The organism is Nonomuraea sp. NPDC004186 (assembly GCF_053603495.1).
In genome coordinates, this window is the sequence record NZ_JBSGFQ010000008.1 from 35,053 (window position 1) to 47,999 (window position 12,947).

Annotated in this window: 8 protein-coding genes; 7 read left to right on the top strand and 1 reads right to left on the bottom strand. The window is 69.9% G+C overall.

The features are described 5' to 3' along the window. Positions 1-183 precede the first annotated feature (183 nt). From ACWEPL_RS08680 to ACWEPL_RS08705, 6 genes are read left to right on the top strand one after another with little or no spacing between them, the layout of a single operon-like run. Positions 184-1,599 (top strand): L-fucose/L-arabinose isomerase family protein, encoded by a 1,416-nt coding sequence (locus ACWEPL_RS08680; protein WP_350741214.1) that lies wholly within the window; start codon positions 184-186, stop codon positions 1,597-1,599. After that, a complete protein-coding gene (locus tag ACWEPL_RS08685; protein WP_452435613.1) occupies positions 1,589-4,027 on the top strand; it encodes a glycoside hydrolase family 172 protein in 2,439 nt (812 codons plus the stop codon). Before ACWEPL_RS08680 ends, ACWEPL_RS08685 begins: the two co-directional genes overlap by 11 nt. Continuing rightward, the gene (locus tag ACWEPL_RS08690; protein ID WP_452435614.1) at positions 4,024-5,529 is read left to right on the top strand and encodes a sugar ABC transporter ATP-binding protein; all 1,506 of its coding nucleotides are present in this window, start codon (positions 4,024-4,026) and stop codon (positions 5,527-5,529) included. Before ACWEPL_RS08685 ends, ACWEPL_RS08690 begins: the two co-directional genes overlap by 4 nt. Beyond that, positions 5,526-6,596 carry an ABC transporter permease gene (locus tag ACWEPL_RS08695; RefSeq protein ID WP_452435615.1) on the top strand — a complete coding sequence of 357 codons (1,071 nt, stop codon included), beginning with the start codon at positions 5,526-5,528 and terminating at the stop codon, positions 6,594-6,596. The genes ACWEPL_RS08690 and ACWEPL_RS08695 overlap by 4 nt, the downstream gene beginning before the upstream one ends. Further along, a complete protein-coding gene (locus ACWEPL_RS08700) occupies positions 6,593-7,564 on the top strand; it encodes a substrate-binding domain-containing protein (RefSeq protein ID WP_350741222.1) in 972 nt (323 codons plus the stop codon). Before ACWEPL_RS08695 ends, ACWEPL_RS08700 begins: the two co-directional genes overlap by 4 nt. Beyond that, entirely contained in the window at positions 7,564-9,003 is a 1,440-nt protein-coding gene (locus ACWEPL_RS08705; protein ID WP_452435616.1) for an FGGY-family carbohydrate kinase, read from the top strand. Before ACWEPL_RS08700 ends, ACWEPL_RS08705 begins: the two co-directional genes overlap by 1 nt. On the opposite strand, the gene ACWEPL_RS08710 is transcribed toward ACWEPL_RS08705, so the two are convergent. Next, entirely contained in the window at positions 9,000-9,977 is a 978-nt protein-coding gene (locus ACWEPL_RS08710) for a LacI family DNA-binding transcriptional regulator (RefSeq protein ID WP_452435617.1), read from the bottom strand. The genes ACWEPL_RS08705 and ACWEPL_RS08710 overlap by 4 nt on opposite strands. A 306-nt stretch (positions 9,978-10,283) precedes the next feature. On the opposite strand from ACWEPL_RS08710, the gene ACWEPL_RS08715 reads away from it, so the two are divergent. Continuing rightward, complete coding sequence (locus tag ACWEPL_RS08715) at positions 10,284-12,884, top strand: FG-GAP-like repeat-containing protein (protein ID WP_452435618.1); 2,601 nt, start codon at positions 10,284-10,286, stop codon at positions 12,882-12,884. The last annotated feature ends 63 nt before the right edge of the window (positions 12,885-12,947 follow it).

The following is a 12,947-nucleotide window of genomic DNA, read 5'->3' on the forward strand; positions in this document are numbered from 1 at the left end:
GTGGCGGCTGCTGGTCGTCCGCGACGGGGTGCCGGTGTGGGCCTCGGCGGCAGGGTTCGAGAAATCGGTTCACCGTTGTGATTCTGTGATGTGAAGCGGGATTGACGGGTCAAAAGGTCGGATCTAGGTTGAGGGAAATCGATTTCTGAGCAATCGATTTCTCGTATGCATGGAGGACAACCCGTGGCACGTATCGGAGTGCTGAGCATCTCGGACGGGCGGGACTTCGTCGCCCGCGATCTCGTTGAGCACATCACCCACGCCACCACCGCCCTCGCGGAGGCGTTGCGCAAGGAGGGCCACGAGGTCATCGTGGCGCCGGAGATCGTGTGGACCAACGAGCTGGCCACGTCGCAGGCGCGATGGCTGGCCGATCGCCGGCCCGATCTGACCATCTTCAACTACGCGGTCTGGGCCTTCCCGCATTTCACCATGCTGGCCGCCGAGTCCACCCCAGGGCCGCTGCTGCTCATGGCGAACATCGACCCCGCGCAGCCCGGCATGGTCGGCATGCTCGCCGGCGGCGGTGGCCTGGACCAGATCGGCCGGGTGCACGCCCGCGCCTGGGGAGACATCGACGACCCCGCCGTCAGGGAGCGCGTGCTGACCGAGGTGCGGGCCGCCCAGGCGGTCCGGGGCCTGCGCGGCTCGACGTTCGGCCGGATCGGCGGCCGGCCGATGGGCATGTACACCGCCGTCGCCAACACCGACCAGTGGATGCGTACGTTCGGCGTCGACGTCGAGGAGATCGACCAGTGGGAGATCGTCCGGCGGAGTGAGAACGCCTCCCAGGCGCGGGTCACCCAGGCCCGCCAGTGGCTCGAGGCCAAGGGGAACGTGCACTACGACGGCAAGCAGCTCACGCCGGACCTGCTCGAACGCCAGATCCGCACGTACTACGCGATGCGCGAGCTCATCGACGAGTGGAACCTGGACTTCTCCGGCATCAAGGGCCAGCCCGAGCTGACCACCCACTTCTGCACGATGGACCTCGCCGAGGCCTTCCTCAACGACCCGTACGACTGGGAGGGCCCGAAGGACACCCACGTCTGCGCCACCGAGGCCGACATGGACGGCGCGCTGACGATGCAGATCCTGAAGCTGCTGAGCGGCGACCCGGTGCTCTTCGCCGACGTCCGCCACTACCACGCGGACAAGGACGTCTGGGACCTGTGCAACTCCGGCCAGCACGCCACCTGGTACGCGGCCAGGTCCGACGACCCCGAGGAGAACCTCGCCAGGACGCACTTCTACCCCGAGGTGTTCTTCTTCCCGGCGGGCGGCGCGAGCGTGCACCACCTCGCCGCGCCCGGCGCCGCCACGTTCGCCCGCCTCACCCGCAGGGACGGCCAGTACCGCATGCACGTGATGCGCGGCGATTTCGAGCTGTACGACGACGCCACCAACGAGGCGATGGCCCGGCAGTCCACGTTCGAGTGGCCGCACGCGTTCACCAGGCTGCACGTGCCGGCCACCGAGTTCCTCGGGCGGTTCGGCTCCAACCACATCCACGCGGTCCCCGGCGACTACATCGCCGAGCTGGAAGCGGTCTGCAAGCAGCTGGGCGTCGAGTTCGAGGGGTTCGGCGATGCGGCTTAGTCCTCTCCTCCTCGCGGCCGCGCTCGTCCTGGGCGGGTTGAGCGCACCGGCGCAGGCGAGCGCCAAGGGCCCCAGCGCACCGGCGCAGGCGCAGGCGAGCGCCAAGGGACCCGTCGGGTGGGACGTCTACCGCAGGCTCGACCGGCTGCCCGAGCTGCCCGTCGGCGTGCAGACCAAGCAGTTCTCCAGCTTCGACCGCACCGGCGACAACAACGACGGGTTCGAGGGCACGTACTCGTGCCTGAGCAGCACCGACGACGGGGGCTGCGTGATCGCCGAGCACACCGGCGCCGGCGAGGTGCAGGCCATCTGGTTCACCAGGGACGGCGGCGACGTCAGCAGGACCGGCAGGATCACGGTCGAGCTCGACGGCAGGAAGGTGGTGGACGCGAGCCTCCAGGACCTGGTGGACGGCAAGCTCGGCGCCCCCTTCGCCTACCCCCTCGTGGGCAACGCCGATCAGAGCTCCGGCGGCGTCTACGTCGAGGTGCCGATGCCGTTCACCCGCTCGATGCGCATCACCACCGAGCACAACCCGCTCTTCCACCACGTCAGCTACCGCACGTTCGCCGACGCCGAGGGCGTGAGCACGTTCGACCCGGCCGACAAGGCGCAGGACGTCATCGACCGGCTCAAGGCGGGCGGCGACCCCAAGCCCGCCGTCCCGGGCGCGCGCTCCCAGGACGCCGCGATCCGCCTCGCTCCCGGCCAGTCGGTACGGGTCGCGCGCACCCAGGGCGCCGGCCTGCTGTCGTCGATCAAGCTGAAGCTGCCCCAGGCCGAGCAGGTGCTGCCTGAGACCGAGGCCGACGAGGGCCGGGCGTTCGGCCGGAACGGCTCCAGCGAGTTCACGGTGAAGATCGACCCCGCCAACGACGGCGTGCGGCTGACCAGGCGCATCGACCCCGCCATCGGCAGGCAGGTCGCCAAGGTCCTGGTGGACGGCCAGCAGGTGGCCCAGTGGCCGCCGAGCAGGCTGGGCGCCGCCGGGATGTGGGCCGAGGAGGTCGTGGACCTGCCGGCCAGTGCCACCAAGGGCAAGTCGCAGATCACGATCAAGAACGTGTTCGCCTCGTCGGACCTCGACTACAACGAGTTCACGTACTGGGTGGACAGCGCCGGCAAGCGTACCGACACCGTGGACGTGGGCGACGCGGCCGACGAGGCCGCGCACCACTACACGATCGTCGCGCAGACCTGGCAGGGCGAGCGGACCTTCGCCTTCCCGATGGACCAGCCCCAGCTGGCGAAGATCAGGACGGCGCAGGAGATCCTGCAGGGGCTGCGGCTGCGGATCACGTTCGACGGCCGCCGCACGGTGGACTCGCCGGCCGGCGAGTTCTTCGGCAGCGGGCACGCGATGCTGCCCGTCAAGTCGCTCATGTACGCGGTCGACGCCGCGACCAGCACGCTCAGCGCGTGGTGGCCGATGCCGTACCGGACGGGCGCGACGGTCGAGCTGTTCAACGACTCCGGCCGCACGATCGAGGGCCAGGCGACGGTCACGTCAACCAACCGCCCCGTATCAGGAAATGTCGGTTATTTCAGGACGCAGTCCCGCACAGGCGGCACCACCCCCGGCACGAGCTGGCCCTTCCTTCGGGTCTCCGGCGCGCAGGGCAAGTTCGTCGGGATCAGCCACACCATGCGCGGCCCGACCAACCGCAACTACCTGGAAGGCGACGAGCGCGTCTACGTGGACGGCTCGCGCACCCCGCAGATCCACGGCACCGGCACCGAGGACTTCTACCAGGCGGGCTGGTACTTCAACCGCGAGACCTTCAGCACCCCGTTCCACGGCAACACCGCCCACCTGGCCCCGGCGGCCGGCTTCCCGGCGGAGAACGACTGCACCGGCGCGTACCGGCTGATGATCGGCGACGCCGTGCCGTTCGCGGGCTCGCTGACGTTCGACATCGAGCACGGCTGGACGAACGACGTCGAAGGCGTCTACTCCTCCACCGCCTACTGGTACGGCTCCGACCGCAGAGCCACGGCGCAGACGGACTCGCTGACGGTCGGCGACCCGGCGAGCGAGCGGCTGCACGGCTACACCGGCCAGGGCGAGGTCACCACGCTGGAGTCCGCGTTCGAGGGCGACTTCAGGAACCCCGTCACGCTCAAGGCCACCCAGCGGGTCACGCAGGCCCCGGTCACGTTCAGGCTCACGATCGACCGGAACAACCAGGGCGTCGAGCTGCGCCGTACGAGTGACCAGAGCGTCGCCGGGCAGCACGCCGAGGTCACCGTCAACGGGCGGCGGCTGGCCGACTGGGTGCAGCCGCTGGGCAACCGGACCCGCAGGTGGCTGGAGGACGTCTACCAGATCCCGGCGGGCGCCACCCGCGGGCAGCGGGAGATCACCGTCCAGCTGGCCCCGAAGACCCCCTGGTCGGCGGCCTCCTACACGGCGTGGAGCCTCCGGTGACCACCGTCCTGGCGATGCGGGCCATCGGCAAGTCCTTCCCCGGCGTGCGGGCCCTCGACGGGGTGTCGCTCACCGTGGCGGAGGGCGAGGTGGTGGCCCTGCTCGGGGAGAACGGCGCCGGCAAGTCCACGCTGATGAACATCCTGGCCGGGGTGTTCAAGGACTACGAGGGCGAGATCGAGATCGGCGGCGAGGTGGCGCACATCCACTCGCCCAAGGACGCGCGGCGGCACGGGATCGCCATGATCCACCAGGAGCTCAACCTGGTGCCCGAGCTGTCCGTCGCGGACAACATCTTCCTCGGCCAGGAACGCGCGCTCCTCGACCGCAGGGCCACCGAGGCGCGCACCGCCGAGCTGCTGCGCGGCCTCGGGCTCGACCTGTCGCCGCGCACGCTCGTCAAACAGTGCAAGATCGCCGAACGCCAGCTCATCGAGGTGGCCAAGGCCCTGTCGCAGAACGTCCGCGTCCTGGTCATGGACGAGCCCACCTCGGCCCTGGCCGACGCGGAGGTGCAGCGGCTGTACGAGGTCATCCGCGACCTGACCGGGCGCGGTGTGGCCGTCATCTACATCTCGCACCGGCTGGAGGAGCTGGAGGAGATCGCCGACCGGGTCGTCGTGCTGCGCGACGGCCAGTACATCGGCGAGCGCACCGGCATCAACCGGGACGAGCTCATCCAGATGATGGTCGGCCGCCCCCTGGGCGAGATGTTCCCGCGCGCCGACGGCGCCACCGAAGGTGACGAGTTGCTGCGGGTCGAGGGGCTCCGCGTGCCGGGGGATCGGGACACCGGGCGTACGGCGCTGCGGGACATCTCGCTGACCGTGCGCACCGGGGAGATCGTCGGCGTGGCCGGGCTCATGGGCGCCGGGCGCAGCGAGCTGCTCGAATCGATCTTCGGCGTGCACCGGCCGTCGGAGGGATCGATCAGCCTGCACGGCGCGACGTACCGTCCCAGGAGCCCCAAGCAGGCGATCGAGCGCGGTGTCGCGCTGGTCGCCGAGGACCGCAAGGCGCAGAGCCTCGTGCTGGGCAACAGCGTGGCCTTCAACGCGAGCCTGTCATCGCTCAGGCGCTACCTGCGGTTCTGGACCGTGGACCGGCGGCGCGAGGGCGCGGCCGTCGAGCAGCAGGTGCGCGCGCTGCGGGTCAAGACGCCCGGACTGCGCTTCACCGTCGGCAACCTCTCCGGCGGCAACCAGCAGAAGGTCGTGCTGGCCAAGTGGCTGCTCACGGCGCCCTCGCTGATCCTCATGGACGAGCCCACGCGCGGCATCGACGTGGGCGCCAAGGCGGAGATCCACGCGCTCATGTCGTCGCTGGCCGCCGAGGGCAAGGGCGTGCTCGTGGCCTCCTCCGAGCTGCCCGAGCTGCTCGCCATGTGCGACCGGATCCTCGTGCTCTGCGAGGGCCGCATCACCGCCGAGTTCCCGAGAGGCCAGGCGACGCAGGAGGCGATCCTCGAGGCCGCCATGGCAAGACAGCAGGTGACCATATGACAACCGTGAAGACCGCGCCACCCGATCCAGTGCCGCCCGTGAAGGCGCCGGGGGAGAGCCGGATGCGGCGCACGCTCTCCGCCCTCGGGGCCGCGCAGGCGTACATCGGCCTGGTGCTGATCCTCGCCGTGGGGATCGCCACCAAGGGCGAGATGTTCCTGAACGAGACCAACCTCACCAACGCCATCGGAGCCTTCGCCTCCCGCGGCATCCTGGCGGTCGGCGTCACGCTGGTGATCCTGACCGGCGGCATCGACCTGTCCGTGGGCTCGCTGCTGGGCATCGCGTCGATGACGGCCGCGATGATGCTCGCCAAGTTCTCGCTGGAGCCGTGGCAGATCGTGCCGATCTGCATGGCGGTGGGAGCCCTCTTCGGGTTCCTGAACGGCGCCGGCACGGCCTGGCTGCGCATCCAGTCGTTCGTCATGACCCTGGCCATGCTCTCGGTCGTACGCGGGCTCGACCGGCAGGTCAGCGACAACGTCAGCGTCGGCACCCAGATCGCCGGGGCCGACGGGAAGCTGACGCCGCAGGCTGAGGCGTTCCAGCTGTTCGGCACCCCCGGGCACAACCTCTTCGATCGCGTCTACTATCCGGTGCTGGCCTTCATCGTGGTCTGCGTCGTCTTCCACCTGATCCTGACGAAGACCCGGTTCGGCCGGCACGTGTACGCCGTCGGCGGCAACCCCACCGCGGCCCGGCTGTCCGGCGTCAACGTCACGGCGGTCACGATCGCGGTCTTCACCCTGTCCGGCATGCTCGCCGGCTTCGCCGGGCCGATCGACGCCGCCTACAGCGCCTCGGCCGACCCCCAGGCCGGGCAGTCGTTCGAGCTGGACGCCATCGCCGCCGCCGTCATCGGCGGGGCGTCGCTGGCGGGCGGCAAGGGCACCATCGCCGGCACGTTCGTGGGGGCGCTCATCCTGACGCTCCTGGACAACGTGCTCGGCCTCAACGCGGTCAGCGACAACTGGCAGCTCGTCATCAAGGGACTGATCGTCGTCGTGGCGGTCGTCCTGCAGCGTCCCGATCTCTTCAAGATCTTCCGAGGAGGGTCTCGATCATGAAGAAGACCATCACCATCGCGCTCTGCGCGCTCCTGGCCGCCGCGTGCGCGTCCAAGGCGCCCGCGCCGTCGGCGTCGTCAGGTGAGAAGAAGAAGTTCGTCGTCGGCTATTCGCAGTCGAACAACGCCGAGCCGTACCGGGCCCAGCTCAACCTGCAGTTGCAGCACTTTTTGAAGAAATATCCGGACATCGAGTTGCTGCCGATCGCCGACGCCAAGCAGTCGAGCGCCACGCAGGTCTCCCAGGTCCAGAACTTCATCACCCAGAAGGTCGACGCGCTCATCGTCTCGCCCACCGAGCCCGCGCCGCTGACGGCGGCCGTGCAGCAGGCGTGCGACGCCAAGATCCCCGTGATCGTCCTCGACCGCACCGTGAACACCGACTGCTACACCGCCTTCATCGGCGGCGACAACGTGCTCATCGGCAGGAAGGCGGGGGAGGAGGCGGTCAGGCTGCTGCCGGACGGCGGCAACATCGTCGAGCTGCGCGGCATCATGTCCAACCAGCCGCAGATCGACCGCGACAAGGGCTTCCGCGAGGCCGTCGCGGCCAACCCCAAGATCAAGATCATCGCCGACCGCGAGGGCAAGTGGGTGAAGGAACAGGCCACCCCGATCATGCAGCAGTGGCTCGCCCAGCACGAGCAGATCGACCTCGTGTACGGGCACAACGACCCGATGGCGCTGGGCGCGTACCTGGCGGCCCAGGCGGCGGGCAAGGCCGACAAGATCAAGTTCATCGGCATCGACGGCCTGGCCATCCCCGACGGCGGCATCCGCGCGGTCCAGCTCGGCCAGCTCTCGGCCACGTTCATCTACCCGACGGGCGCGCAGGAGGCGGCCGACACCGTCAACAAGATCCTGCACGGCCGGCAGGTCGAGAAGAAGCAGGTGCTCGGCACGACGCAGGTCACCAAGGACAACGCGGCCGAGCTCTACAAGCAGTTCGACCTGTCGGGGCAGAACTGATGTTCCTCGGAGTCGACATCGGCACCTCCAGCTCCAAGGGGGTGCTCGTGGCGGCCGACGGCACGGTCGTGGCGACGGCGATCCGCGAGCACCGCACCGCCTCGCCACGGCCGGGCTGGTTCGAGCACTCGGCGCAGGACGTCTGGTGGGCGGACTTCACCTCGATCGTGGCGGAGCTGGCCCGCCCGGACGTCGCCGCCGTCGGGCTGAGCGGGATCGGCCCGTGCGTGCTGCCCTGCGCGCAGGACGGCACGCCGCTGCGGCCCGCGATCCTGTACGGGGTGGACACCCGGGCCACCGCCGAGATCGCGGCGCAGACCTCCCGGTACGGCGCCTCCGCGATCCTGGAGCGGTGCGGGTCGCCGCTGACCTCGCAGGCAGTGGGGCCGAAGCTGGAGTGGCTGCGCACCCACGAGCCCGAGGTGTGGGCGCGGACGCGGCGGATCTTCATGGCGCACTCGTGGCTGGCGTACCGGCTGACCGGCGCGTACGTGCTCGACCATCACGCGGCCAGCCAGTGCACGCCCCTGTACGACACCCGTGCCCACGAGTGGATCGACGACTGGGAGCTCTTCCCCGAGCTGGAGCTGCCCGCGCTGGCGTGGAGCGGCGACGTCGTCGGCACGGTCACGGAGGCGGCCGCCGCCACCACCGGGCTCCCGGAGGGGATCCCGGTGGTGGCCGGGACCATCGACGCGTGGGCCGAGGCGCTGAGCGTGGGGGCGACCTCGCCGGGCGACGTCATGCTCATGTACGGGACGACGATGTTCCTGGTCGAGGTGCTGGCCTCGCGGGCCGTCTCACCGCAGTTGTGGGGGACCGTGGGGGTCTCGCCGGGGACGTACAACCTGGCGGCGGGGATGGCCACGTCGGGCGCCGTCACCGGATGGCTGCGCGACCTGACCGGCGCCTCGTTCGAGTCGCTCACGGCCGAGGCCGCGGCGGTGGGGCGCGGGGCGGAGGGGCTGCTGATGCTGCCGTACTTCGCGGGAGAACGCACGCCTCTCTTCGACCCGGACGCGCGCGGCACCCTCATCGGGCTGACGCTGCGGCACGGGCGCGGCCACCTGTACCGGGCCGCGCTGGAGGCGACCGCCTTCGGCGTGCTGCACAACCTCGAGGCCATGCGGGCCGCGGGCGGGTCGGCCAAGCGGCTGGTCGCGGTGGGCGGCGGCACCAAGGGCGGGCTGTGGACGCGGATCGTGTCCGACGTGCTCCAGCAGGAGCAGGTCCTGTCCACCCACACGGTGGGCGCCGCCTTCGGCGACGCCATGCTGGCGGCCCAGGCTTGCGGCGTCTCGTACGCGGGCTGGAACCCGGTGGCGTCCGTCGTGGAGCCCGACCCGGCCGCCGCCGAGGACTACGCGCGGTTGTACGGGCTCTACCGGGACCTGTACGACTCCACCTCCCACATCGCCCACGAGCTCGCGACCCGTTAACGGGGGGTGGAGCTCTCGCGGGGATGGAGCTCGGCGGGCAGGACGATCGTGGCGGGCTTGGCGGCGGGGGTGGCGATGCGGTCGACCAGCAGGCGGGCGGCCATGCGGCCCAGCTCGTACGTCGGCTGCGTCACCGTCGACGGCGACGGGTGCACCAGGTCCGCCCACGGGATCTCGTCGAAGCCGACCAGGCCGACCTGCCCGGGCACGTCCACCCCGCGCTCGGTCAGGCAGCGCAGCGCGCCCACCGTCATGAGGTTGTTGGCCACGAAGACCGCGTCGGGAGGCTCGGGAGAGGACAGCAGTGCGGCCATGGCGTCGTAACCCCCCTGCTCGCGGAAGTCCGCGCGGACGATCACAGGGTCACCCGGCAGCGCCGTCGTGTAGCCGCGCAGGCGCAGGTCGGCGGTGCTCACACCCTCGGGCCCCGCGATGCACGCGATCCGCCGGTATCCGGCCGCGAGCAGGTGCTCGGTGGCCGTGCGCGCACCTCCCTCGTTGTCGACCACCACCGTGTCCACGGCACCTCTGGGCAGCTCGCGGTCGACGGCGACGACGGGCACGGGCGAGTCGATGAGCGTCTTGGCCGCCTTGACGCTGCCCGAGGAGGAGATGATGACGCCGGCCATCTGCTCGCTCAGCGCCGCCGCGACGTAGGTCTCCTCCTTGGCCGGGTCCTCGTCGCTGTTGCACAGCACGACCGAGTAGCCCTCCTGCTGTGCGACGTCCTCGATGCCGCGCACCATGGAGGTGAAGAACGGGTTGCCGATGTCGGAGATGATCACGGCCCAGAGGGACGTACGGCTGCGCCGCAGGTTGCGCGCGACCGCGTTGGGGCGGTAGCCGAGCTCGCGGACCGCCGTGAGCACCCGGGCGACCATGGCGGGGTCGACGGTCTGGGCGCCGTTGAGCACGCGGGAAACGGTGGCGGCGGACACGCCTGCCTCCCGTGCGACATCGTAGATAGTGGGCATCGCACCAAGTTTCTACCATCGCGGAGCCCCGCGCCCCTCCTCGCCGCAGGTTGGGGTCGAGGTCCTGGTCCAGGAATCGCTTTCCGGTCATGATCATACTTCCACATTTCCTGAAATATTGAAATGTGGCGGTTTACCTGGGCAAATGCTCGACTGAAATCCTGACAAATCAGGGCTTGACGGCTGTCAGGCCGCGATTGTACGTTCATCCAGAAATCGATTGCTCAGATCTCTTCTCCCTTCACCCCCACCTCACGGCCTCCTGACTGCCATGCGCTCAGGAGTCCCGCACCGCCAGGAGAAGTCATGTTCTCGATCGTTCGACGATGTTTGGGCGCGGGCCTGGCCACGCTGCTCACGATGACCATCACCGCCGTCCCGGCGGCGACGGCCGCCGCCTCGCCGCCGCCCAGCCCGTTCTTCTCGACCGTGCAGATCGACTCCGGCGCGACGGTCGGCGCGCCCGCCGCGGGCGACAACCGCAACCACGGCGACCTGTGGCCGAACTGCTGGTCCGACGACGACAACGTCTACACCGCCTACGGTGACGGCATCGGGTTCGCGGGCACGTACAGCGACATCGGCGTGGCCCGCATCTCGGGCATGCCCGGCAACCTGACCGGCGCGCAGCTGCCGATCGGCGACAACGTCGGCCAGGTGTGGACGGCGAACCACACGCGCAAGCCCACCGGCATGGCCTGCGTGGGCGGCACGCTCTACCTGGCCGTGCAGGACCTGGCGTTCGACTTCGACGACGCCCCGGCGGCGACGATCGCGAAGTCGACCGACCACGGCAGGACGTGGACGTGGGACAGGTCGGGGCCGATGTTCGGCAACGGCGTGTTCACCACGATCATGTTCCTGGACTACGGCAAGGCGTACGGCAACGCCCCCGACGGCTACGTCTACGCCTACGGCCTCGACCACAACTGGCGCGACTCCTTCGCGAACCGGGTGCCCGACCCGGTGGACCTGTGGCTGGCCCGGGTGCCCAAGGACCAGGTGCAGAACCGGTCGGCCTGGGAGTTCGTCAGCGGCTTCGCCGCCTCCGGCGCGCCCACCTGGTCCGCGGACATCGCCCGGCGGGTCGCGGTCATGCACGACGACCGGCGCATCTACCAGGACGTCTACACCGCCAACCGGGCCAAGAACCTGACCGTGCTCAGCCAGGGCGGCGTGGTGTACAACAAGCCGCTCAACCGCTACCTCTACACGTCCTGGACGGAGTACACCTTCGAGTTCTACGAGTCGCCGACGCCGTGGGGCCCGTGGAAGCACTTCTCCGGCAAGGACTTCGGCGGCTACCCGTGGACCACGACCAAGCACGGCGGTTACGCCACCACGATCCCGTCCAAGTACATCAGCGCCGACGGCAAGTCGATGTGGCTGCAGTCGAACGTCTGCCCGTGCGGCGGCGGCTTCCCCGACGGGCAGCACTGGGCGTACACGTTCTCGCTGCGCAGGATGCGCCTGGAGCCGCACGTGGACACCACCCCGGCCAACACGCCCGACGGCGCCAGGAACCTGGCCCGCGAGCCGGGCACGACCGGCGTCGAGCGGGTGGCGCATTTCGGGAACGTCGGCTTCTACAACGACGGCAACAAGGCGCAGAGCGAGGACGACTGGAACGACGAGCGCAAGGGCGCGAGCTGGTGGGGCTACACCTGGCCGCGCGAATACCTGATGAACAAGGTCGCCTTCACCAGCGGGCAGCTCTTCGGCGACGGCGGCTGGTTCGCGGGCGATCTGCGGGTGCAGGTCCGCAGGAACCACGAATGGGTGAACGTCACGGGGCTGCGCATCACGCCTGACTACCCGTACGACAACACGGCGGGCCCGAACCGCACGTACGAGCTGGGCTTCAACCCGGTGGACGGCGACGGCGTGCGCGTCATCGGCGCCCCGGGCGGCACCCGCACCTTCACCTCCGTCGCCGAACTGGAGGTGTACTACACGGGCACCAGCGGGACCATGTTCGGCGGCTCGCCGGCGGATTTCACCGGAGACGGCAAGGACGACATCGTGGCCTTCACCCACGGGGCGAGCGCGGACGTGTGGGCCGCCGCCTCGACCGGCACGGGCTTCGGGGCGTCCGCGAAGTGGCACGACTTCTTCGCCCCGAGCGGTGAGCTCCCCTACACCGGCGATTTCACCGGCGACGGGAAAGCCGACATCATCACCTTCACCCAAGGGACCACCGGCGACGTGTACGTGGCGCCGTCCACCGGCAACGGCTTCGGACCGGGCGTGAAATGGCACGACTTCTTCGCCCCGAGCGGTGAGGTCCCGGCGGTGGGCGATTTCGACGGCGACGGCAAGGACGACATCGCCACGTTCACCCGCGGCGCCGCCGCGGACGTCTACGTGGCCCTGTCCAGCGGGAACGGGTTCGGCGCCGGCCAGAAATGGCACGACTACTTCGGCCTGAACGGCGAGTTCCCGGCCGTCGGTGACGTCAACGGGGACGGCAAGGACGACCTGATCGTCTTCACCCAGGGCTCCACGGCGGACGTGTACGTGGCCATGTCCACCGGCCACGGCTTCGGCCCAGCGACCAAGGTGGCCGACAGCTTCGCGCCCGGCGCGGACCAGCCCCGCGTGGGCGACTTCGACGGCGACGGGAAGGACGACATCGTCTCCTTCACCAACAACCCCGCCGCCGACGTCTCGGTGGCCCTGTCGGACGGCGCCGGATTCAGGGCCGCCACGAAATGGCACGACGACTTCGCCCCGGCGGGCGAGTTCCCGTACGTCGGCGACTACGACGGCGACGGGAAGGACGACATCGTCTCCTTCACCCACACGCCGTCCGCCGACGTGCGCGTGAGCCTGTCGACCGGCACCTCCTTCGCCGGCGGCGGCAAGTGGCACGACTTCTTCGGCCTGCCCGGCGAGACCACTCTCTGACCCGGTAATCCTTCGCGCGGCACGGCAACCCTCGCGCCGCGCGGCCGCGTCACGCCTCCAGAC

Coding starts and splice junctions, on each gene's coding strand:
- ACWEPL_RS08685 (WP_452435613.1), top strand. CDS start 1,589: ATGCGGCTTAGTCCTCTCCTCCTCGCGGCCGCGCTCGTCCTGGGCGGG.
- ACWEPL_RS08695 (WP_452435615.1), top strand. CDS start 5,526: ATGACAACCGTGAAGACCGCGCCACCCGATCCAGTGCCGCCCGTGAAG.
- ACWEPL_RS08700 (WP_350741222.1), top strand. CDS start 6,593: ATGAAGAAGACCATCACCATCGCGCTCTGCGCGCTCCTGGCCGCCGCG.
- ACWEPL_RS08705 (WP_452435616.1), top strand. CDS start 7,564: ATGTTCCTCGGAGTCGACATCGGCACCTCCAGCTCCAAGGGGGTGCTC.
- ACWEPL_RS08710 (WP_452435617.1), bottom strand. CDS start 9,977: ATGCCCACTATCTACGATGTCGCACGGGAGGCAGGCGTGTCCGCCGCC.
- ACWEPL_RS08715 (WP_452435618.1), top strand. CDS start 10,284: ATGTTCTCGATCGTTCGACGATGTTTGGGCGCGGGCCTGGCCACGCTG.